Raw genomic sequence first — 21406 nt, 5'->3', positions numbered from 1 at the left:
GAGGGCACCATGACGAAGTCGAAGCCCATGCTCGCCTACGACAGCTCCGAGCATCTGTTCGAGAGCACCGGCATTCGGGGACCGCGCCGGGAGGGATGCAAGATCAACCTCCCGGCCTCTCGCGGCCTCGCAGCGGATACTCAGCTTGCGGAGGATGTGCTCGGCCGGCCAGCTTCGGCGCGGCCAGCACCCCGGCGGCAGACCGATGCCGAGCGCGCCGAGTACGAAGCCATGTTTCCGCACGCCAACCGGCTGGGGTGTGCCTGATGCCCAGGAACGCCCTCACCCTCATCTCACCGGCCCGCACGCCCGAGCGGCAACGCCTGGCTGATGCCATCCTGGAGCGCGACCGGCGGGCCGCGCTGGTGGAGGCCAAGCGCGCCGAGAAGGATAGCGTGATGGAGCAGTACCAGCCGCTCTGGTCCCGCCGCTTCGCCCTGGAAGACGATCTGAAAGGCACTCACCACCGCCGGGTGAATGAGACGGAGCGCCTTCAGTCCCTGCTGAGTGGCGAAGCCCCGCCTGCAGTCGATCCTATCGAGGTGATGCAGGCCGAACTCGCCAAAGTGAACGCCGAGGTCGAGCGGCTGCGAGAGCAGGAAGCCACCCTCGATAGCGACCTGCAGCTTCTGGAAGGCGCGCATCGCATGTCGGTCAGCGCGGTGGCCGATGCTGTTGGCACCGTGATCCTCGCCGATCCTACGCCGGCCGCAGTGGCTGCCGAGTACCGCCGGCTCAAGGTGCAGCTCGCCATGCTGGACCGCGCCATTCAGGGCCCGCTCAACGTCTACGATCCGAGCACCGGGTACTCCATGGCCGGTCACTCGATTGCGCGCGGCTTCTCCCTGCCAGACTGCCCGTGGCAGGCAGCACGGGACCGGCTCTCGCGTGATCCGGACGCCCAGTTGCCCACCCTGCAGGAAGTTCTCGCCGACCCGGTACCGAGGTCAGCAGCCTGAATGCAGCGCGATCACCGGGGCCTCCAAGGGCGAGGCAACCGGCCGCGCAGCTAGTGCGGGTTGAGCTTCACCCGTACGGCGCCAAGCCGCTGAGTGGCGCTCTCCAAATAACCGGCAGCACAGGGCGGGGCTCCTCTCCAGAGTCTGCGTCCTTCAACAGAGCCTCCGGCGCGCACGACGTGCCGGGGGCGCTATTCGAGGATTGAGATGTCTGAGCAGTACCTGCGCAACATGTCCGTCGAGATCGAGGGCGGCGCGACCTGGACCTACCGTGGCGACGAGAACGGCGGGCAGGGCCTGCGCATGACGTTCGAGATCACCATGGCCGACACCTCGACGCCCAACGTCGCGCGGATCGGCATCTTCAATCTGGCGGACAAGAGCACCCATCCGGCCTTCTTCAGAGGCAAGACCGTGACGGTGTCGGCCGGGTACGTGACCGGCCAGTCCTACGTGCTGTTCAAGGGCGAGATCCAGCAGGCCCGCAACCTCCGCGCCGATGTGATCGACAAGGTTCTGGCGATCCTGGCGACCGACAAGAGCGGCCCGCGCAACTTCGCCGTCGTCAACAAGACCCTGTCTGCTGGCCACACCTACTACGACCGCGCCATGGTCTGCGCGGATGCCATGAAGGCGCTCGGCGCCGGTATCGGTTTCATCGACAAGGACGCTCTGTCCAAGACCAAGTTCTCCCGAGGCTGTGCGCTGCATGGTGGGGCCAAGACCCATCTGCGCGAGATCGCTTTTGCGACGGGAACCTCGTGGTCGATCCAGAAGGGCAAGCTACAGATCCTCGGCAACAAGAACTCACTGCCCGGCGGTGACATCGTCCTGAACAGCAAGACGGGCCTGGTCGGCCTGCCGATGCAGACGGTCAACGGCATCGAGGGCGTCTGCCTGCTGAATGGTGAGATCTATCCGGGACGTGTCGTTCAGATCGATCAGAAGTCTATTCAGGCCGCCGAGTGCGATCCGAGCATCACCGGCGCGCCGAACAACGAGCTGTTGGATCTTTACGGCATCTCAGCCGATGGTCGGTACAAGGTCATCTACAACGGACACGTCGGTGACACCCGCGGCGAGCCGTCCTTTACCAACTTTATCTGCGTAAAGCTGAGCGCCGGCTCAGTCCCCTACGCCATGGCCGCCAGAGGGATCGGATACCCAACCAATGGACAGTGAGAGCCAAGACTACCTTGAGCCCCGCTCTTTCGACGGCGCCATGAAGGGCGTCCGGGTGGGCCTCGGTCACTACGGCATCGAGGCGGATGACGAGATCTGCACGCAGGTCGCCGTGTCGGTGCTGACCGCCTTCGTGGTCACGGGTGGCCTTGAGCCCGAAAGCCTTGAGCGGCTGCGCGGCCTGGTCCTGCGCGCCGCCGCAGCACAGTTGGAGCATTGAGCCATGGCGCCCGAATTCGAGATCGCCGGACACCGCTACCGCTTCGACGGCATGAAGGCTCAGACGGAGACCCGGATCCAGCGCCGGTTCGCCCCGCTGATCGCCGAGGCGCTGCCACTTGTGCTGGCGTCCAGCTCGCGGCTGGCACTGCGGCCGAACATCGACATGATCAAGATCTCTCAAGCCGTATTCGGCGCTTGGGGCAAGCTGTCCGACGACGACACGGACATCATCGAGCGCGCGAGCCTCGGCGCCCTGTCCCGGGAGGTCGGCGGCGAGTGGCACCAGGTCTGGCCCAAGGGCGACCCTGAACCTGCCTTCCCCGACATCGACGGCGCCGTGATGCAGCTCCTGATGGGCAGCGCCCTCGGCTTCACGGTCAAGCGGTGGATCGACGGCGGCGGCGACCTGGTGCCGGCCGAGATCCGCACCGCCATGAACAAGCTACACTGAGGGGACGACCATGGCCGACAACTGGCTCTCATCCTTCGCGGTCGCCCTCGGGTTCGAGGTCAACACCGCCCAGCTCAACACTGCCAAAAAGTCGATCGCCGACTACGAGGCCGCGGTGAAATCCGCCGAGAAGCGCATCGAGGACGCTCGCTGGGCCGGTGCGAAGACCGAGCAGGACTTCGCCAAGCTGACGATGGAGACGAACCTCAAGGAGGCGCGGGCTGCGCTTGCTGCCGCCGAGCAGAAGGAGAAGGCCGAGCAAGAGGCCGCCCGGAAGCGGGATGCCCGGCACAAGGATTTCGTGGCCGGCATGTCGAAGCTGGCGCTGGCAGCCACCGCGATGGCGACCGCGGTAGGCTACGCGACGAGCCGTGTGGCGCAATCCTTCGACCACCTCGGGTTCGTGTCTCAGCGGACCGGAGGCACGGTCCAGGGCCTCAACTCACTAGCCTACGCCTTCAAGCAGGTCGGCGGCTCGTCGCAGCAGGCCATCGGTGCGGTCGAGAGCTTTTCCAAAGCCATCCGCGAGAACCAAGGCGTAAAGTCCTACGTCCAGAGCCTCGGCGTGGACATGACCAAGCCCGCCGAGGAACAGCTTCTGGACTTCGCGGACAAGGCGAACTCAGGACAGTACGATGTCGACTTCCGCAAGGCTGGTATCGCCGGCATAAGCGAAGAGGATTTCAAGCTCCTCACGCAGTATTCTGCCAAGATCAAGGAATTCCGCGCCGAGTACAACGCGACGACCAAGGCGCTCGGGATCGACTCGGGCAAGGCGGCTGAAGCCTCGATGGCGTTCCAGCGGACCATGACGCGCTTACAGGCAACGATTTCCGCGCTCAGCGACAAGCTGATGGTCAGCCTGGCGCCAGCCCTGGAGCGGATGCTGAAGGGCTTCAACGACTGGATCGCGGCCAACCCCGGCAAGGTGGACGAAATCCTGACCGGCATCTCCAACGCGGCGATCTGGCTGGCGACGAAGCTGGGTGACCTGCTGAAGCTGTTCACCGGCTCGAACGGCGACGAGTTCATGAAGAAGTGGGAGGCGTTCGGCGACCGCATGCGGCAGTTCGCCGACAACGTGGACCGCATCGCCAGCGGGATCGAGAAGATCGCCCGGTTCCTGTCGTGGTCGTCGGGCACCAACACCGTGTTGGGGAATGGGAAGCGCACGGCCGAAATCCTCGACGCGATGCGAACCGGACAGCCCATCCCGCCGGGCGTCGTGGCCACGCCGGGCGTCACCGCGGGCCCGGTGGCGGACAAGCGCAACTGGTACGAGCGGCACGCCCCGACCTTCCTGGGCGGCAAGCCGGATCCGAATGCGCCTGCGGACGCCCGTGGCGGCCTTCGTGCTCGTGCGGCACGTGCGATGCGCGGAGACCAGTCCGGGGGCGTGGCGGCCAATCCTGGCGCCTACAAGGACGTGCTGGACCACATCGCCCGATCCGAGGGCACGGCGAAGACCCCTGGCGGCGGCTACAACACGTCGTTGGCGAACGGCCTGCTGCTGCCAGGCGGCAAGGAGCAGGATCTGACGAAGCTGACCCTCGACCAGATCGACGCCTTGCAGACTGGGATGCTCAACCATCCGTCCAATCGTTGGAATAGCAGCGCCATCGGCCGCTACCAGGTCGTGCGGACGACGCTCCGGGCACAAAGGGAAAAGCTCGGCCTGAAGGGTTCGGACCTGTACGACGAGAAGCTACAGGATCGTGTCGGTGCCAATCTCGCCCGCCAGCGTGGCGCCGATCCTACGGGCCTCAAGAACGAGTGGGCGTCGCTCGTTGGCGCTAAAAATGCGACCGCTGTTGAGCTGATGCGCAAGGTTGACCCGAAGGCATCCACGATGCCGGCGGATCGGCGGCCGATCGAACTCAAGGCGCCAAAGATCGAGGTGAAGGGCGCGGACGGCTCGACCGCTGCACCGCAGATCCATATCCCTGGTGTGCCTCGGATGATGCAGATGCCGGACTTCGACGCGATGAAGGCGATGACGCCCCAGCCGCCCGGTGCCAACTCGGTGGTGAACAACGGCGGCAGCACCAGCAAGTCGGTGAACCAGACGTTCAATCAGAACACGACGATCAACGGATCCGACAACCCTCGGCAGGCCGCCCGCATCATGGAGTCGGCGTTCGGCAACATGCACAGCTTGGCGCTGCAGAATGCTCAGTCGGCGACTGTGTAGGATCTTCGGTCGGGTGCATACGCTCCCTCGGAGAACTCGGAGAGTGTGTTTGCTAGTAGTCACTTCGCTGGGTCAGCCGCATGGTCATGGCCGAGCACCGGGCCCAGCATCAGCCTGACCAACGCAGCGTAGGAGCAAGGTCCAAATGTCTATCGTGAAATTAGGAAGTGAGCCGGACCATCTCCAGCTCCATCTCCCCAATGATGCGGTCGATCGTATTCGCAATCTCGTCGAGCACAACATTCGCTGGCTTCGCGGCGATGATCCCGCTCGTGTTAAATCGGATGCGAACAGTGAACCTAAAATCATAATCCAACTCGTTGGGCGAACCGGAGAGTGCAAAGTTGAGGCACTTCGCAGAGGGATCCCACTCGTCCTCACCTAGGCCGGCCGCTATCCAGCTTGGTCCCGCATTCAGGTGGAGCATTTCAGCGGCTGGATGACACTCAAAGTCGCATATCGCCCGGTGCTTATCTGCGAGGCCAAGAGCATGCAGTTCATAAAGCAGACCACCACCTGGCTCTGATAATTTAACAATTTCTCGAATTGACTGTGGTAAATGACGGATCTTATTCTTAAAATCTTTGTTGCTAGTTATTCGGTCTTCTTCTGATTTCGGCGCGCCCCGAAGTGGAAACTGGGTGTGCTCGTCCGGCTTTCCTGCGAGTCGCGCGCAAGCGCATGCCGAATGATCCAGTGCTTGGCGAAGATTTTGCACTGCGTCCGCAGCAATAGCATTAATTTCCTCAAACGGTGGCGCGTCGATGTATAATCTGTGTGCGTAAACCATCCTATAAAGCTCTAGAGCGCGCTGAACCGGATCATTGCTTCCCGCCTGCCGATGACGAAGTATTATCTGACCGCGTTCATATAGATTTCCATCATCTTGAGAGAGAGGCTCTACTTTCTGTTGCGAAAGCACCTGAGGGTAGTACTCAACTAGCGCGCCGCTAAACGCTAACATATGCTCGCGCGCACGTGCAAGTTTGCTTCTAGCGCTTCGAAATTCTGCATGAATTTTCTCAGTCACGATTTTGCTCGTTGAGGATGGTGACAGCCGTCAGGATGGCCTTAGCAGCCTCAGTTCGCGCCTTCCGGATCCTCGCCATATCACTTAGACAATTTCAGTCGCTGTATTTCCATTGCGCCGCGATCTGCGATTAATGCCTCATATATATCGAAAATAGAATTGTTGAACTTATCTCGCTTACTCGAATGCATGAACTGATAATCTGGGTAATTAGGATGGCCGGATTTGCTGGCGTTTTTCCAACAATCCCACATAAATTGGAACTGGTGCTCAAATTCTTCTGGTATACTCTGTTCCGAAATTGGCATCAGTCGCTCCGCGACGTAACGCATCCGGTCCGTGTATGAACCTGCCGCTCGCGACAAGCATCTAACGGCATCGCGAAATCTGACCACTAGGCTGGAGTCGGCGCCCCAGTCGGGACGCAACGAACGCCGAGACGCCGAGCCCGCGCTGCGCGGATCACCACCAGTGTCGCTCACTTCAGATAGCCCTTCGCCTTCAGATGCTCGGTGAGGATCTGGCGGATGGCCTCAGATCGATGCTGCCCGTCCGGTCCATCCTCGGATCGAAGCGCATCGAGAGCAGCGGCCTGCTCAGCCGTGAGGCGAAGCTGAACCTGCACCGGAACAGTCTGCCCGGGAGGTCGGCCGCGGCGTTTCGCGTTTACGGGAATTGACATCCACATATTTTCCCGTTTACAACAAACACGGGCCGAACGGAAGGGCTCAATCTTCCATCCGGCCCTGACCACCAACCGCACTTGGGATGCTGTTCATGGCTATCCACCACCCTACACCGCCCTTTGGCGGCGGTGAACGCCCGCGCTTGCCTTCAGCACAGGTAGGACCGGTTACACAGGCTATCCGTGCGATGCGGCGGCCAACTTGGCCACTGCATGGTGTTCGCCAACTTGGCGACGACCTCCCTCAGGGCATTCGCGCCCTGTCCCGCGCCGAGGTCGAGAACCTGGTCGGTGGACTGATCGACCTCCTCGACGGCTGGGACGGCGACGCCGACCACGAACCAGATTTGGATCGTGAGCCAGAGGCGCTGGAAGCCTCGGCAACCGAGTGGACCGGCCACGGCGCTCACCGCTTCAATGTCGGGAGGGCGGCATGAGCACAACTTCTGTTCGGCAGGACCTTGGCATCGCGCTGCTGCGCTTCGAGGAGCCGCTGGCGGATATCCAGCGGTTCGGGAAGCTGATCCGCCATTTAGGCGGGCACCACGACGATACACCGGCCGACTGCCTGTACGCCCTCGGCTGCTCTATCGAGGACGCCGCCTCGCGCCTGGCAAAGGCGTGGGAGGCTGCGCGCCAACTGGAACTAGCGACGCGGGAGAACGGACGATGACCGCCTCCACCCGCCGCGCCGCACTCAGCGCCATCCTCGCCGCTCCACTCACAGGTGGGGCCGTCATGGCCCTCCCTTCGATGTCGCCCCCAAATCTGGGGCGGTCCGACCTTGCCGAAGCCTGCCTCTGGGCTATCCGGCATGTCGACTACATCAACACTGCCGCCATCGCTGAGCACTGGGACGATGACCGGGTCAGTGATGAGGGCGACCTGTCCGACGCGGTAATAGACCGGGCCATCGCGGAGCCGTCACTCTCGCTGTCGGACCTGCAGGCCAAGGCGCAGCTTTGCCTCAAGGACTTCGAGGATCACGCGCTGCCGTTCAGAACCGACAGGGACGAAAGCAGCCTCGATGCGGGGCAAAGGCTGGTCCTGGCCGTGCTGCGGGAAGTGATCAAGCTATGCGCGTGATCTACGCCTTCCTCGCGGTCCGGATGCTCCGGCTTGCCCGCTTCGATCTCGCCCGATCCGACATGCTGTACCGGGACGGTGATGCGGCGTTCGCTCGGTCCCGAGATCGGGTGCGACGAGCTGAGGCTCTGGCCGCTCGGGCGGACCTACCGTCGCTGGCCTCAATGCGGTGAGGAGGTGGTGTTTCACCACCCCCTTTAGCCGATGCAGGCGCCAAGTTGGCATCTGCACGGGCGGCCACGACGAACGCAGATCTGCGTCGGCCCAAGTGGCAAACTCTGCCACTTGCTCGGCGGAAGAGTCGCCAACTTGGCGAAGGCTAAGTTGAACTTAGGCCGCCAGGCCTCTCAGGATCACGCCGACCGCAACGAACGCCCCGGCTGAGTAGGCAACCGTGAAGGCTAGCTCGAACATGATCGGCGGCCGCTTTCTGCGAAGGCGCTGCTGGCTGGTGGTGTTCCGCCGTGGGGGCAGATCCGACCGACAACCCAGGGCTGAACAACTTGTTTCCAGCACGCCTTTGGATTTTGCAGCATCCACGCCCGCCGGGCCGCCACCGTCGAAGTGAAACCGTCGGCGGGCGTGAAAGGTCGAGAGGGGGCCCCGACGGAGACACGATAGCGATAGGAGGTTGACGTTGAGTTGCCGGTTTTCAGCAACATCCACGCCCGCCCCTCTGCGCTTTGAGGGGTACTTCGGGACGGGCGTGGAAGGTCGGCGAAAGAGCCGACATCCGAAACTACTGCCAATGGTTCCGCCACGCAACGGTCTCGCAAAATGTATCGCAACCGATCTGGTTCTAGGGCTAGACTATCTAAATAACGGCAGTCCTACTCCGATAATTAAGAGACCGGAAAGGAAAAAGATGCCGCTTGCGAACTCAAGAATGATCTTCAGACGGCCGCAGACTAGCGAAGCTGCAGCCGAAACTGTGCCGACTATTAAGCAAATCAGACTCATTACGGTCACCGCGACGCCTCCCCGTCGGAACTGGGGTGCAATCTACGACTGAAAATCGAGAAAGGTTTCAATCAGAAAGTGTGATCGGCTCGTCGGCGATGGCACGGGCGGTTCGTGCATCCCGTAGGAGTCACTTCAGCCCTAGAAGTTCCCCACCGTTCGCCAGCAGCCGCGATCCGGATGTGGGATGAAACGTGGGTAGGTCATTAATCATGGGAGCTAAGTCTATGATAGAAGATGCTAATCAATCTCGCCAGGGCGGACACCCCTTCCGCCGCCGCGCCTTCCTGCGAAGCGGTTTCGCCGCTCTGGACATACGGTGCGTCGGCTCGCGCGGCGGATCCAAAGTGGTCCGATGCGCATGATAACGAAGTCCAGCCTCGGATTTACGCGCCCTTAAGGATGCATTCGCAATCTCCGCGCGACGGGAGGGCGCGGAATGCTCGATCAGTATGGCGGGCGGGCACGCGGTGCTGCGTCGGGGGCGGCTGCCATGCGCAGCCTCACGAAGGCTCGGGACCATCGCGCGTCAGGGCGCTTCGATCGGGCCGAGTCGAGCCTGCGCCGTTTGCTCGATGCCGAGCCGAACCATCCCGAAGCGCATTACGAACTCGGCCAGATCGCCGCCAGCCGCACGCCCGAGAAGGCTGTGGCCCATTTCGTCACGGCGCTGCGGGGCGCCCCGGAGCGACCGGGCTACTGGCTGGCGCTCGCCACCGCGCTGCTGGCCGTCGAACGGCAGCCCGATGCGCGCGCGATCCTGGAGCGCTACAAGGCGCAAGGCTTCGGGCCCGAGGCGCAGCCGCTCATCGCGGCGTTCCTGGAGCGTACCTTCGCGGCGGCGCAGATCCGCTACGATCACGGCGAGTTCCTGCCGGCGGAGGCCCTGCTCGACCTGGTTCTGCTCCTCGACGACAGCCACGCGCACGCAACCTATCTCGCCGGCGCCATGGCGGCCCGGACGAACCGGCCCGAGCTGGCCTACGACCTGATCAGCATCGCGCTCTACCGCGAGCCGGAGAACCCGCTGTTCTTCAGCGGGCTCAGCTCCGTGCTGACCAACCGCGGCGACCATGACGGCGCCATCTCGGCGCTCGAGAAGGCCCTCGAGCTCGATCCCGATCTCGCGATCGCGCATGCCAACATCGCCGGCGTCTACCAGCGGCGCTTCCGCTACGGCGAAGCCCTGCGGCATGCCGAGCGGGCGATCGTGCTGGAGCCCGAGAATGCCGGCGCGCACAGCAACCGCGGCAGTGCTCTGCTAGCCCTCGGGCGCCTGGGCGAGGCCGTGGAGGCGTTCGACCGCGCCCTCGATCTCGACCCGTCCAAGCTGTTCGTCGCCTCCAACCGCCTGTTCGCGAAGCTCTACGCGGCGGATATCCCGCACACGGAATACGCCGACGATGCGCTGGCCTATGGCCGCCGCTACGCGGATCCGTTGCTGCGCCGCCGCTCCTTCGCCAACGATCGCGACCCGGAGCGCCGGCTGCGCATCGGCTTCGTCTCTGGCGATCTCTGCAACCACGCCCTGGTCCGCTTCTTCGAGCCCTACCTGCGCGCCGTCGACCGGGAGGCCTTCTCGATACAGGCCTACATGACCCACGCGAGCGAGGACGCGATTTCCGAGCGACTCAAGCCGCTGTTCGACGTCTGGACCAACCTCGCCTGCCTGGACGACGACGCTGCGGCCGACCGGATCGAGGCCGACGGCATCGACATCCTGGTCGATCTCTCCGGGCACAGCGCCGGCAACCGTCTGCTCGTGTTCGCGCGCAAGCCCGCGCCGGTTCAGGCGACCTGGATCGGGCATCCCGGCACCACCGGGCTGGCGGCCATCGACTACCGCATGACCGACCCGATCACGGACCCGCCCGGCCTAGCCGAGCCCCTGCACGCGGAGCGGCTCTGGCGCCTGCCGCGAGTGACGGCGACCTACAGGGGCGTCGACGACCTGCCGCCAGTCCGCGAGCGCGCGCCTTTCGAGGATGCGGGATACATCACCTTCGGCTGCTTCAACCGCCTGACCAAGGTGTGCGACGCGGCCCTGAAGACCTGGGCCGACATCCTGCTGGCGGTGCCTGACGCGCGTCTGTTCATGGTGGTGGGCGATATCGGAACCGCGGAAGTCCGCGAGGCGGTCGATACGCGCCTCGCCGCGGCGGGGATGCCCCTCGATCGGGTGGTCTTCCAGCCTCGGGTCAACACCGGTTACCACGAACTCTACCACCGGGTGGATATCGCCCTGGATCCGTACCCTTACAATGGCGGCACGACGAGCTACGACACCCTATCGATGGGGGTGCCGTTCGTGACCCTGCGTGGCGCACACGCGGCGGCACGCACGGGCGTTTCGGTGCTCACGGCGATGGACCTTCCCGATCTGATCGCCGACACCGAGGACGCCTACGTCGCGATCGCCCGGGATCTGGCCACGGATCCGGAGCGCCTTCGCGGGATCCGGAGCGGGCTTCGCGAGCGTCTGCACGGCAGCGCGCTCATGGACCACGCCAGCTTGGCCGAGGATGTCGCGGTGGCGTTCCGGGGCATGTGGCGCTGCTGGCTTTCCGGCGCGCAGGTCTGATCGTACACTCGGGACCGGGCTTCGCCGATAGCCCGCTGACGATCCGGGTCTCCGGGCCCCGCGTGATGGCTGCGCTGCGACGTGGCGCCCTCCCGTCCTGCGTTGTTGCGATGGGCGCAATGGATCGGTTCCCCTATGCGAGGCTGAGTGCCTCCGCGCGCGGCTCCAAGTCCTGGATTCGATGCGCTGGCTGACGCCGAACCGGTATCCACCTGAGCGGCGAGCGCTCGGAGATCGAACTGTTGGAAGCGCAGGCCTTGCACTGCCGGTTGTTTGGACGAGCCGGCAATGGCTCACAACCGTGACGCCCAGAGCACCAGGAGCCGACGTTTGGATTTTCGATGCTCTGGGAATGGTATCCAGAACAAGGACGTAATTGGGCTGCGCCGTATCGATTTGCGAAAACAAATACTACTATGAAAATAACTGCTAGAAAGAAGTGCGTTTCACCGTAACGATTTCGATATTTGGTTCTGTAGGCCAAATTATTCGACCTGTTGGTCCGAAAACAGTGCGTTTGATCAGTGTCGGATCAATATTTTTAACCATGCCGCACGGAAACATTTTTTCAGAGATCGAATTAATTGCTCGGCAAGCGGTTGGACGATACATCGCAGGAGCCGCCAATAAGACGGCTTCTCGATCAAAAGGATCGTCCCGATGTCTTCCAACGTCACCCTCACCGCCGCCACCCGCCAGAACCTGCTCTCGCTGCAGGATACGGCCTCGCTGACCGCGACCACCCAGAACCGGCTCTCCACCGGCCTGAAGGTTTCCTCGGCGCTCGACAACCCGGTGAGCTTCTTTACTTCGCAGTCCCTCAGCCAGCGCTCGGGTGACCTCGGCAACCTGCTCGACGGTATCTCGAACGGGATCCAGTCGATCCAGGCCGCCAACCAGGGCATCACCTCGATCCAGAAGCTGGTCGATCAGGCCAAGTCGGTCGCCAACCAGGCGCTGTCCACCCAGATCACCACCACCGGTACCGCCTCGACCGCCTACTCGGCCCCGGCCGCCGCCACCACCTTGAACCTCTACGTCAACGGCTCCGCGACCACCGTCGCGCTGGCCTCGACCGACACCCTCGACCAGGCCCTGACCAAGCTCAACACCGCGGTCGGCGCCGGCAGCTTCTCGAAGAGCACGGACGGCACCAAGATCGTGATGAACGCGTCCTCGGACGTGGAATTCAAGACCTCGGCCGACCAGACCGCACTCGGCTTCTCGGGCGGCACGGCGTCCTCCGGCCCGACCTACGGCACCACCGCCGCAGCCGGCCAGAGCTCGGACCTCAGCGTGTCGGGTGTGACGGCCCGGGCGACGCTCGCCTCGCAGTACAACAGCCTGCTGACCCAGATCGATCAGCTGGCCGGCGATTCGAGCTTCAACGGCACGAACCTAATCAACGGCAAGGGCGACAACAACAACCTGACGATCAACTTCAACCCGAAGGGCAACTCGAACCTCACGGTCAGCGCGACCGACGAGACATCGAGCGGTCTGGGGTTGACCTCGATCACCAGCAGCTCGGCGAAGACGTCGACGATCGGGCAGGGCAACTTCCTGCTCAATTCCGACATCAACACGACGCTGGGCAAGCTGACGACCGCCTCCAGCCAGCTGCGTACCGACGCCTCGACCTTCGGTTCGAACCTGTCGGTGGTGCAGAACCGTCAGGACTTCAGCAAGAACCTGATCAACGTGCTCGATACCGGCGCGTCGAACCTGACCTCGGCTGATCTGAACCAGGAGGCTGCGAACTCGCAGGCCCTGTCTACCCGTCAGTCGCTGGGCATCTCGGCCCTGTCGCTGGCGAACCAGGCGCAGCAGGGTATCCTGCAGCTCCTGCGGTAAGCCTCGTCTCACGCACGATCGGAACGGCCGGGGCCTCGCCCCGGCCGTTTCCGTTTATACCGCGTCCGGTTCTGTCCGGACGCGGGCGCCGTCAGGTTCGCTTGCCGGGTGTCGCCCCCGCCCGGCGGAGCGCGTCCGCGAGGGCGCCGCCCGTCTCCACGGGCGGACCGGAGCGCATCCGCTTCGGGTCCGGCGACGGATCGCTGGGACGCCGCACCGGCGGGCCGGGCTCGATCGGATCATCGAGCCGCATCGACAGGGCGATGCGCTTGCGCGGAACGTCGACGCTGAGCACCAGCACCCGGACTACCTCGCCGGTCCGGACCACCTCGGTAGGAGAGGCGATGCGACGGCGCGCCATCGCGGAGATGTGGACGAGACCGTCCTGATGGACGCCGATATCCACGAAGGCGCCGAAGGCCGCGACGTTCGTAACGACGCCTTCGAGCTGCATGCCGGGGCGGAGGTCGCCGATGCTCTCGACGCCCTCCTCGAAGCTCGCCGTTCGGAAGGCCGGACGCGGATCGCGGCCGGGCTTCTCCAGCTCGCTGATGATGTCGCGCACGGTGGGGGTGCCGAAGCGCGCATCCGCGAAGGTTTCGGGGGAAAGCTGGCTCAGGGTCGCGGCATTGCCCAGCAGCACCCGGATGTCGCTCTTGGTCGCCTGCAAAATCCGCCGCACCACGGGGTAGGATTCCGGGTGGACGCCCGAGGCATCGAGGGGATCGTCTCCGCCCTGGATGCGCAGGAAGCCGGCAGCCAGCTCGAACGTCTTGGGTCCGAGGCCCTGGACTGCCTTGAGCGCCGTGCGCGTCCGGAACGCGCCGTTCGCGTCGCGATGCGCCACGATCCTGTCGGCCATCGACGTACCGAGGCCGGAGACCTGCGCGAGCAGGGCCGGGGAGGCGGTATTCACATCGACGCCCACCGCGTTCACCGCGTCCTCGACCACCGCCGAGAGTTGCCGTGACAGCTTCGTCTCGCTGATGTCGTGCTGGTACTGCCCGACTCCGATCGATTTCGGGTCGATCTTCACCAGTTCGGCGAGGGGATCCTGCAGTCGGCGGGCGATCGACGCGGCGCCGCGATGGGACACGTCGAGGTCGGGCAGTTCCCGTGAGGCGATCTCCGAGGCCGAGTAGACCGAGGCGCCGGCCTCCGACACCGTGACCTTGGCGAGCGTCAGGTCAGGATTGGCCGCCACGATCTCGGAGGCGAGCCGCTCGGTCTCCCGGGAAGCTGTGCCGTTGCCGATGGCGATCAACTCGACCTTGTGCGTGCGGCAGAGGCGTCCGAGGCTCGCGACCGCCTCCTTCCAGCGCCGCTGCGGCTCGTGCGGATAGGTGGTCTCCACCGCCACAATCCGCCCGGTCCGGTCCGCGACCGCGACCTTCACGCCGTTCCGGTAGCCCGGATCGAGCCCCAACGTCGCCCGGCCGCCCGCGGGGGCTGCGAGCAGCAGATCCTTCAGGTTGCCGGCGAAGACCTTCACGGCCTCGTCCTCGGCGCGCTCGAACAGTCGGGTCCGCAGATCCTGCTTGATCCCGGTGCGAATCTTGGTGCGCCAGGCGACCCGCACGACGTCCAGCAGCCAGGCATCGGACGGCCGGCCCCGCGCGGCGATGCGGTGCCGGCTGCAGATCGCGGTCTCGAACGGGCCGGGGCGGCCGGGCTCAGATTCCTCACCGTCGGCGGTGAGGGCGACGTCCAGGATGCCCTCACGTTCTCCGCGAAAGATCGCCAGGATCCTGTGCGAAGGCATCCGCTCGAGGCGCTCGCTCCATTCGAAGTAATCCGAGAACTTCGCGCCTTCCGCGGCCTTACCCTTGCGGATCTTCGACGTTAGCTGGCCGCTCCGCCAGAAATCCGCGCGTAAGCGGCCGACCAGATCGGCATCCTCCGCGAGGTGCTCGATCAGGATCGCCCTGGCGCCCTCCAGGGCGGCTTCGGTGTCGGCGATGCCCGTCTCGGCGGACACGAACGCCGCAGCTGCGCGCTCGGGGGCGGTGTCGGGCTTGGTCAGCAGGGTCTGGGCCAGAGGCTCGAGCCCGGCCTCCCGGGCCGTCTGCGCCTTGGAGCGGCGCTTCGGCTTGAACGGCAGGTAGAGGTCTTCGAGGCGCGCCTTGGTGTCGGCAGCGTCGAGGGCGGCGGCGAGCGCCGGGGTCAGCTTCCCCTGGGCGCGCACGCTCGCCACGATGGCGGCCCGGCGGTCGTTGAGGTCGCGCAGGTAGACCAGCCGCTCGTCGAGCTTGCGCAACTGCGTGTCGTCGAGCCCCCCGGTATTTTCCTTCCGGTAGCGTGCGATGAACGGAACCGTCGCACCGCCGTCGAGGAGCGCCACGGCTGCGGCGACCTGCGCCTCCCCGACCCCGAGTTCCTGGGCGATCAGCGCGTTCACGGATGTCATGCGGGCTCCGGCGGGCGAAGGGCGGGGCCCTGCCATAGCCGCCGCGCGGTCGGATGCAAGGCGCCGGGCAGGCGCCCGCCTTCATCGGCCGCGGCTCTGACGGTCTTTAAGGGCGTGCCCCGCCATCGGGGCACGCCCGCGCCCAAGGGGGGGATCAAGTTCGGGACGCGTGATTGCGACGATGGTCTTGCGATCGAACGGCAGAGTGGCCGCGGCTCTACGGTATCCCGAAACATGTCCAGCGCCGTCGCTGCGAAAACATCTCCGATGGCGCTGCGGATGACCCGAGGTATGAGGCTGACCCGGTCGTCCATTGATCCGCCGCAACCCGTCATCACCCCGTCGTCGATTGGTGCCGGAATCGGGTCCGCTTGTTCTGGACTGGCGAGCAGCCCGTGCGCTTCGAGATTCGCGCCACCGACCGGACGCAGTGGACCTGGGTTCTCGTGGACGAGACCGAGGAGCCCGTGGCCGAGTCGCGGCGGGACTTCCCGTCTCAGGCGCAGGCCACGGCGGCCGCGATGGCGTTCGCCCAGCTCGTGGCCCGGGCCGGGCGACATCTCGCCGGCGCTCCCCGGGCCGGCGGCTTCCTGTAGCGCGCCGGGCGTCAGGCGCGGTGACGCAGCAATCCCATCACGCTCCAGCAGGCGATGAAGCAGCCGACGCCCATGGCGCCGAGGCAGCTGATGGTGCGCACCGGCTCTCCCCGGGCCAGCACGATGGCGAGGGCCAGGGGCAGCAGGAGGATCGCGAACACCAGGGTCATGGACAGCTCCGTTTGGGCTGAGCCGACCCTGGTCCTGAATGGTTAATCAGCCCTCACGCGGGCCATTCCGAATGTGCCGCCGCGGATGTGGGGCGCGGTCCTGCGTCGGCGAGCGGGTCGGAGTGGGCGCTCCACTGCAAGTGCCTCCGCGTGATGCGGGCTACCGCGTCACGAGCCGTGAAATGCGTCGTCGCTCACCTGTTCCAGCCACGTCACGGCCTGACCGTCCAGCCGCTCCTGGATGGCGATATGGGTCATCGCCGTCGTCGCCGTGGCACCGTGCCAGTGCCTCTCACCGGGCTCGAACCAGACGACGTCGCCCGGCGCGACCTCCGCGATGGGACCGCCCTCGCGCTGGACCCAACCGCGCCCGAAAGTCACGATCAGCGTCTGGCCGAGAGGGTGCGTGTGCCACGCGGTCCGCGCACCCGGCTCGAAGGTCACGCTCGCCATGGCGACGCGTGCGGGATCGGGCGCATTGTGGAGTGGGTCGATCCGTACCGTCCCGGTGAACCACTCGGAGGGTCCCGGGCCCGAAGGCTGGCTTCCGCTGCGCTTGATGTCCATTCGATCGATCCTCCGTCGTCTCGAAACCGTTCCTCAGAGCGACCAACCGCCATCGACGGAAATCGACGCACCGGTCACGAACGCGCCGAGGTCGGAGCACATCCACAGGACGGCTTCCGCGATCTCCTCAGGCTTGCCGAGCCGCCCGACCGGCTCGAGGTCGATTGCCTTCTGGATATCGCCACCGGTGAAGCGGTCCATCATCGGCGTCTCGATGTTCCCAGGCAGGACGGCGTTCACCCGGATGTTCGATTTCGCGTAATCGAGGGCGGCGGACTTGGTCAGCCCGATCAAAGCATGCTTGGACGCGGCGTAGCTCGCCCCACCCGCGACGCCCCGGATGCCCGCGCCGGACGCGGTGTTGACCACCACGCCGCCGCCCTGGCGCAGCATCTGCGCGATCTCCTGCTTCATGCACATGAACGTGCCGCGCAGGTTGATGGCGAGGATCCGGTCCCACGCGTCGAGGTCGATCCGGTGGACCGGAGCGGCCGTGTTCTCGACGCCCGCGTTGTTGAAGGCGCAGTCGAGCCGGCCGAACCGCTCGACCGTGCCGGCCACCGCGTTTTCCACGTCCTCCGGCACTGACACGTCGCACCGGATCGCCAGCACTTCGCCGCCGCCCGCTTCGATTGCGCCGCGAACCTGTTCCAGCGGAGCCTCCATGCGGTCGGTGATCGCGACGCGCGCGCCTTCCTGCGCAAAGGCGAGCGCGGCGGCGCGGCCGATGCCGCTGGCAGCACCCGTGATGAAGGCGACCTTTCCGGTGAAACGGCGCATGTCTCGATCTTTCCGCTGACCTCGATGAGGTGCCTGACCTAGACCCCGCGCGGGTCGCCGGTCAGCCGTCCCTTCCTCATCGGAACGATGAGTCGAACTCATCGCCGGGCGGCGCGGCCTCTACAGGCCGAGCGGTTTCACTGCGCGGATCAGGTCCAAGAGGAGCCGCAATCCAGTCGGGAGCTGGCGGCGTCCGGGATAGTAGAGGTGGAAGCCCGCACCCGTCGGGACCCAGTCCGCCAGCACGATCCGCAGCTCGCCTCGGGCCACGGCGGGTCCGACGCAGGGCTCTGGAAGATACGCGAGGCCACCACCTGCCACCGCGAGCGTGAGGGCGAAGTGCGTGTTGTCGATCGTCACCGCGCCCGGAACGTCGATCGCGAACGCCTCGGACCCCTTCTCGAACTCCCACCGGTAGAGGCTCTCGTCGCCGAGGCGAATGCGCAGGCACCGGTGTGCCAAGAGGTCGGACGGATGATCGGGCGTTCCGTGCCGGTCGAGATAGCCAGGAGCGCCGACCACCACCCAGCGCAGATCGGCCGACAGGCGTTGCGCGACCATGTCCTGGGGCACCGTTCCGCCATAGCGGATGCCCGCATCGGCCCCGGTCTCCACGACGTCGAGCAGCTCGTTGGACACCCGGACGTCGATCTCCACCTGCGGATGACGCGCGTGGAACAGGGGTAGAACCGGGGCAAGCAGGAGCGTGCTCGCATGTTCGAGCACGTTGAGGCGGATCCGCCCCGTGGCCTCGGTCGGCTCACGGTGCCGGTTGAGCACGTCGAGGGCGCTTCCGATCGCCGCGAACGGTGCGTCCAGCGAAGCGAGCAGATCCTCTCCAGCCGCGGTCAGGGTCACGCTCCGGCTGGTGCGGTTGACGAGGCGCACGCCGAGGCGTGCCTCCATCGCCTTGAGTGCGTGACTCAAGGCAGACGCGCTGACGCCAAGCGCGAGGCCCGCCCGTCTGAAGCTACGGTGGCGCGCGATGGCGACGAAGGTTCCAAGGTCGGCGAGATCGGTCCGATTGATCCGCATCGTCTTGTCCCGAAGGCCTGCGGCCACCGTTCGAGAACGGTTCTAGCCGGGCGCGATCCGCAGGGCGCACACCTCCGCACCGCTCTCGTCCGTGACCCAGAACCGCCAATTCGGGCTGTCCCAGAATGTCCCGCCGAGATCCTTCAGCATTTCGGCGGCGGCGACCACCGCCTGGACGCGAGCTGCGTGCTGGTCCGCAAGCTCCAGACCGTCCTCATCGAGGCTGGTCACGTGATCCTGGTAGTGAAAGTAGTAGCGCGGCATCGGCAAACCCCCGTGCAGTTCGAGCGGGAGTCCAGACGAGTCTCTCAGCCACCGGCGCTCGTGCAGTCAGCCGGCGATACTCGACGCTACCAGTAACGCAGCGCGTTGTCGCCGCCTGTGCGGCGATAGGTATCTGTGGGCGGGTGCTTCAGGACTATAAGCCCGAAGCATCCGCCTTCCAGAGCCCCATCGGTCACTCCCCGGTGCTGGCCTGATCCAGACGTACCAGACGGTCGAGGAGGGCGCGGTCGTGAAGCAGCGCCATGCGTTCCTTCGGAGACAGCCAGGCCCGAGCCTCCGCCACGGTTGCGGCCTCGCAGATCTTGGCGGTGGCCAGGGTCTGGTCGGGGTCGATGGCCCCTCGGGGCCGTGACAGCCCGACGGGGAGCATGCGGGCATGGGCCTCGGCCAGTACCGGATCGGCGTGGAGCGCGCTCAGCGCGTCGGCCTCGTCGAGGCCCTGTGCGGCGTTGCGGGCCGCCAGGATGCCGGCCCGGACGGCGATCTCCGGCGGGGTCGCCTCCTCGGGGGTCGCGAGCAGACGACGGCTCTTGAGTGCCAGCCCGAGGCCGAGCTGGCCGCTGGCCCAGGAGATCGGGATCGCCAAGACCAAGCCCAGGATCGTCGGGCTCATCCAGAGGAACAGCGAGGTCGCGAGCGCGAAGGCTGCGATGCCGGCGACCAGGCCGAGCGCCGTATGCCAGCGATGGCGGGCGACGATGTCGCGCATCGGGATCGAGCCGTCGTCACGGCGCTGCGGGTTCCAGCCGGTGTCGCGCCCGAGCAGGATGCCCATCACCGAGCCGGACTGGATTACCATGGCCACCGGCGCCACCAGGGCCGACAGCAGGACCTCCACCAGGCTCGACAGGATCAGCCGGCCGGCGCCGCCGCAGGCCCGGCGCACCGGCCCATCGAGGAGGGCCACGATCAGGCCCAGGAGCTTCGGGGCCAGCAGGACCGCCATGGTCAAGCCGAACAGCTGGAGTGCGCGAACGGGGTCGAATCGCGGGAAGACCGGCGAGAACCCGGCGCCGCCGAAATAGTCCGGCCGCTCCGTGGCGGTCTGCAGGACTAGGAGGATACCAACCACGAGCTGGCACAGCCAGAGCGGGGAGGCGAGGTAGCCGGCGATACCGGTGGCGAAGTGCTGGCGCGTGGCCGGGTGCAGGCCGGCCGCCCCGATCACCCGGGCATGCTGCAGGTTGCCCTGTGCCCAGCGGCGATCGCGGACCGCCACGTCGATCAATGAAGGCGGGCTCTCCTCGTAGGAGCCGGGCAGTTGCGGCAGCATGTAGACCGCCCAGCCGGCGCGGCGGATCAGAGCGGCCTCGACGAAGTCGTGGGACAGGATGTGGCCGCCGAAGGGCGGCTTGCCCGGCAGGTCCGGCAGCCCGCAGGCCTGGGCGAACGCCCGCGTGCGGATGATCGCGTTGTGGCCCCAGTAATTGCCGTCGCGACCCGACCAAGCAGACAGCCCGGCGGCGATCACCGGCCCGTAGATCCGGGCGGCGAATTGCTGGAGACGGGCGAACAGGGTGTTGCGGTTGATGATCAGCGGCAGCGTCTGGACGATGCCCGAATCCGGGTCGGCCTCCATGGCGGCCGCGAGTGCCACCACGGCCGGACCGCTCATCAGGCTGTCGGCGTCGAGAACCAGCATGTGGTCGTAGTGGCCGCCCCAGCGGGTGACGAAGTCGCCGATATTGCCGGCCTTGCGGTGATGGTTCTTCGGCCGATGCCGGTAGTACAGCCGGGCATCCGGGCCGAGGCGGTGGCGCAGGTCGAGGAAGGCGCGCTCCTCGGCGATCCAGGCGTCGGCTTGCGTCGAATCGGAGAGCACGAACCAGTCGAAATGGCCGCCCAGGCCAGTGGCCTCCACGGCTTCGCGCATGGCCTCGACGCCGGCAAAGGTTCGGGCCGTGGCCTCGTTGTAGACCGGCATCAGCACGGCGGTGCGGGTGTGCAGCGCAGTCGGGACCGGGGCCGGACGCGGCTGGCGCAGGAGCGTCGCGAAGCCGAGCAGCCCGTTGGTGAAGGCCAGCGCGATCCACGAGAAGGTCAGGCAGAACAGCACGACCAGGACGAGCTGCAGGGCGGTCGGGCTGCCCGAAACCGACACGGTCTCGACCATCTGCCATCCGCCGAAACCGGTCAGCGCCAGCGCGCCGCCGAACACGAATAGCCGGGCCGCCCACGGGCTTTTCTGCGGCCGCGTCGGCCGGTGGCCGGCCGCGCGGTCCCAGCTGGAGAGGTCCTGCACCGGCATCGCCAGGGGCGCCTCGGGCGGCATCGCAACAATCTTGTCGGGGCGCGCGGTCCCGGCATCCGGGCTGGATGCGGGCGGCGTCAACGTGGTGGTCTCGTCCAGGCGCACGGTCGGGTG

Annotated in this window: 20 protein-coding genes; 12 read left to right on the top strand and 8 right to left on the bottom strand. The window is 65.8% G+C overall.

Translation table 11 applies throughout. The features are described 5' to 3' along the window. Positions 1-9: 9 nt before the first annotated feature. From ACYQPG_RS26115 to ACYQPG_RS26090, 6 genes are all read left to right on the top strand, one after another. Positions 10-267, top strand: a complete 258-nt coding sequence (locus ACYQPG_RS26115; protein WP_461232018.1) for a hypothetical protein — start codon at positions 10-12, stop codon at positions 265-267. Continuing rightward, entirely contained in the window at positions 267-959 is a 693-nt protein-coding gene (locus ACYQPG_RS26110) for a hypothetical protein (protein WP_461232017.1), read from the top strand. Before ACYQPG_RS26115 ends, ACYQPG_RS26110 begins: the two co-directional genes overlap by 1 nt. Before the next feature lie 207 nt (positions 960-1166). Then, positions 1167-2141 carry a hypothetical protein gene (locus ACYQPG_RS26105; protein WP_461232016.1) on the top strand — a complete coding sequence of 325 codons (975 nt, stop codon included), beginning with the start codon at positions 1167-1169 and terminating at the stop codon, positions 2139-2141. Beyond that, positions 2131-2361: a hypothetical protein gene (locus ACYQPG_RS26100; RefSeq protein ID WP_461232015.1), complete on the top strand. Its 231-nt coding sequence runs from the start codon at positions 2131-2133 to the stop codon at positions 2359-2361. Before ACYQPG_RS26105 ends, ACYQPG_RS26100 begins: the two co-directional genes overlap by 11 nt. Before the next feature lie 3 nt (positions 2362-2364). Continuing rightward, positions 2365-2814, top strand: coding sequence for a hypothetical protein (locus tag ACYQPG_RS26095; RefSeq protein WP_461232014.1), 450 nt, complete (start codon positions 2365-2367; stop codon positions 2812-2814). Positions 2815-2824: 10 nt separating this feature from the next. Then, positions 2825-5005: a hypothetical protein gene (locus ACYQPG_RS26090; protein ID WP_461232013.1), complete on the top strand. Its 2181-nt coding sequence runs from the start codon at positions 2825-2827 to the stop codon at positions 5003-5005. 160 nt (positions 5006-5165) lie between these two features. Here the strand turns inward: ACYQPG_RS26090 and ACYQPG_RS26085 are convergent, their stop codons facing one another. Then, positions 5166-6035, bottom strand: coding sequence for a hypothetical protein (locus ACYQPG_RS26085; protein ID WP_461232012.1), 870 nt, complete (start codon positions 6033-6035; stop codon positions 5166-5168). Positions 6036-6812: 777 nt separating this feature from the next. On the opposite strand from ACYQPG_RS26085, the gene ACYQPG_RS26080 reads away from it, so the two are divergent. The 5 genes from ACYQPG_RS26080 (at position 6813) to ACYQPG_RS26060 (ending at position 13201) form a co-directional block, all read left to right on the top strand. Next, positions 6813-7157: a hypothetical protein gene (locus ACYQPG_RS26080; RefSeq protein ID WP_461232011.1), complete on the top strand. Its 345-nt coding sequence runs from the start codon at positions 6813-6815 to the stop codon at positions 7155-7157. Then, complete coding sequence (locus ACYQPG_RS26075; RefSeq protein WP_461232010.1) at positions 7154-7393, top strand: hypothetical protein; 240 nt, start codon at positions 7154-7156, stop codon at positions 7391-7393. Before ACYQPG_RS26080 ends, ACYQPG_RS26075 begins: the two co-directional genes overlap by 4 nt. After that, entirely contained in the window at positions 7390-7806 is a 417-nt protein-coding gene (locus ACYQPG_RS26070; RefSeq protein ID WP_461232009.1) for a hypothetical protein, read from the top strand. Before ACYQPG_RS26075 ends, ACYQPG_RS26070 begins: the two co-directional genes overlap by 4 nt. A gap of 1453 nt (positions 7807-9259) precedes the next feature. After that, the gene (locus ACYQPG_RS26065) at positions 9260-11347 is read left to right on the top strand and encodes a tetratricopeptide repeat protein (RefSeq protein ID WP_461232008.1); all 2088 of its coding nucleotides are present in this window, start codon (positions 9260-9262) and stop codon (positions 11345-11347) included. A 660-nt stretch (positions 11348-12007) separates the two neighbouring features. Next, positions 12008-13201 carry a flagellin N-terminal helical domain-containing protein gene (locus tag ACYQPG_RS26060; protein WP_147906816.1) on the top strand — a complete coding sequence of 398 codons (1194 nt, stop codon included), beginning with the start codon at positions 12008-12010 and terminating at the stop codon, positions 13199-13201. 91 nt (positions 13202-13292) lie between these two features. Here the strand turns inward: ACYQPG_RS26060 and ACYQPG_RS26055 are convergent, their stop codons facing one another. After that, positions 13293-15608, bottom strand: coding sequence for a Tex family protein (locus tag ACYQPG_RS26055; protein ID WP_419830600.1), 2316 nt, complete (start codon positions 15606-15608; stop codon positions 13293-13295). Positions 15609-16003: 395 nt separating this feature from the next. Here ACYQPG_RS26055 and ACYQPG_RS26050 point away from each other — a divergent pair, with 395 nt between their 5' ends. Beyond that, entirely contained in the window at positions 16004-16204 is a 201-nt protein-coding gene (locus ACYQPG_RS26050) for a hypothetical protein (RefSeq protein WP_419830599.1), read from the top strand. Positions 16205-16215: 11 nt separating this feature from the next. Here ACYQPG_RS26050 and ACYQPG_RS26045 read toward each other — a convergent pair whose 3' ends face one another. The 6 genes from ACYQPG_RS26045 to mdoH form a co-directional block, all read right to left on the bottom strand. Then, the gene (locus ACYQPG_RS26045) at positions 16216-16374 is read right to left on the bottom strand and encodes a hypothetical protein (RefSeq protein ID WP_187193372.1); all 159 of its coding nucleotides are present in this window, start codon (positions 16372-16374) and stop codon (positions 16216-16218) included. Positions 16375-16542: 168 nt separating this feature from the next. Further along, positions 16543-16941 (bottom strand): (R)-mandelonitrile lyase, encoded by a 399-nt coding sequence (locus ACYQPG_RS26040; protein ID WP_147906819.1) that lies wholly within the window; start codon positions 16939-16941, stop codon positions 16543-16545. A 33-nt stretch (positions 16942-16974) separates the two neighbouring features. Then, positions 16975-17721, bottom strand: a complete 747-nt coding sequence (locus ACYQPG_RS26035) for an SDR family NAD(P)-dependent oxidoreductase (RefSeq protein WP_419830598.1) — start codon at positions 17719-17721, stop codon at positions 16975-16977. A gap of 120 nt (positions 17722-17841) precedes the next feature. Beyond that, positions 17842-18756 carry a LysR family transcriptional regulator gene (locus ACYQPG_RS26030; protein WP_419830597.1) on the bottom strand — a complete coding sequence of 305 codons (915 nt, stop codon included), beginning with the start codon at positions 18754-18756 and terminating at the stop codon, positions 17842-17844. A gap of 42 nt (positions 18757-18798) precedes the next feature. Next, complete coding sequence (locus ACYQPG_RS26025; protein WP_147906822.1) at positions 18799-19020, bottom strand: DUF6894 family protein; 222 nt, start codon at positions 19018-19020, stop codon at positions 18799-18801. A 193-nt stretch (positions 19021-19213) separates the two neighbouring features. Beyond that, complete coding sequence (mdoH, locus tag ACYQPG_RS26020) at positions 19214-21397, bottom strand: glucans biosynthesis glucosyltransferase MdoH (RefSeq protein ID WP_461232007.1); 2184 nt, start codon at positions 21395-21397, stop codon at positions 19214-19216. Positions 21398-21406 lie beyond the last annotated feature (9 nt).

The organism is Methylobacterium sp. CM6246 (assembly GCF_054818005.1).
The sequence above is the reverse complement of the archived record's forward strand: the minus strand, read 5'-3'. Positions and strand labels throughout refer to the sequence as shown.

Excerpts from the sequence above, each read along its gene's own strand:
- ACYQPG_RS26115 (WP_461232018.1), top strand. The coding sequence starts at position 10 with ATGACGAAGTCGAAGCCCATGCTCGCCTACGACAGCTCCGAGCATCTG.
- ACYQPG_RS26110 (WP_461232017.1), top strand. The coding sequence starts at position 267 with ATGCCCAGGAACGCCCTCACCCTCATCTCACCGGCCCGCACGCCCGAG.
- ACYQPG_RS26105 (WP_461232016.1), top strand. The coding sequence starts at position 1,167 with ATGTCTGAGCAGTACCTGCGCAACATGTCCGTCGAGATCGAGGGCGGC.
- ACYQPG_RS26100 (WP_461232015.1), top strand. The coding sequence starts at position 2,131 with ATGGACAGTGAGAGCCAAGACTACCTTGAGCCCCGCTCTTTCGACGGC.
- ACYQPG_RS26095 (WP_461232014.1), top strand. The coding sequence starts at position 2,365 with ATGGCGCCCGAATTCGAGATCGCCGGACACCGCTACCGCTTCGACGGC.
- ACYQPG_RS26090 (WP_461232013.1), top strand. The coding sequence starts at position 2,825 with ATGGCCGACAACTGGCTCTCATCCTTCGCGGTCGCCCTCGGGTTCGAG.
- ACYQPG_RS26080 (WP_461232011.1), top strand. The coding sequence starts at position 6,813 with ATGGCTATCCACCACCCTACACCGCCCTTTGGCGGCGGTGAACGCCCG.
- ACYQPG_RS26075 (WP_461232010.1), top strand. The coding sequence starts at position 7,154 with ATGAGCACAACTTCTGTTCGGCAGGACCTTGGCATCGCGCTGCTGCGC.
- ACYQPG_RS26070 (WP_461232009.1), top strand. The coding sequence starts at position 7,390 with ATGACCGCCTCCACCCGCCGCGCCGCACTCAGCGCCATCCTCGCCGCT.
- ACYQPG_RS26065 (WP_461232008.1), top strand. The coding sequence starts at position 9,260 with ATGCGCAGCCTCACGAAGGCTCGGGACCATCGCGCGTCAGGGCGCTTC.
- ACYQPG_RS26060 (WP_147906816.1), top strand. The coding sequence starts at position 12,008 with ATGTCTTCCAACGTCACCCTCACCGCCGCCACCCGCCAGAACCTGCTC.
- ACYQPG_RS26055 (WP_419830600.1), bottom strand. The coding sequence starts at position 15,608 with ATGACATCCGTGAACGCGCTGATCGCCCAGGAACTCGGGGTCGGGGAG.
- ACYQPG_RS26045 (WP_187193372.1), bottom strand. The coding sequence starts at position 16,374 with ATGACCCTGGTGTTCGCGATCCTCCTGCTGCCCCTGGCCCTCGCCATC.
- ACYQPG_RS26040 (WP_147906819.1), bottom strand. The coding sequence starts at position 16,941 with ATGGACATCAAGCGCAGCGGAAGCCAGCCTTCGGGCCCGGGACCCTCC.
- ACYQPG_RS26035 (WP_419830598.1), bottom strand. The coding sequence starts at position 17,721 with ATGCGCCGTTTCACCGGAAAGGTCGCCTTCATCACGGGTGCTGCCAGC.
- ACYQPG_RS26030 (WP_419830597.1), bottom strand. The coding sequence starts at position 18,756 with ATGCGGATCAATCGGACCGATCTCGCCGACCTTGGAACCTTCGTCGCC.
- ACYQPG_RS26025 (WP_147906822.1), bottom strand. The coding sequence starts at position 19,020 with ATGCCGCGCTACTACTTTCACTACCAGGATCACGTGACCAGCCTCGAT.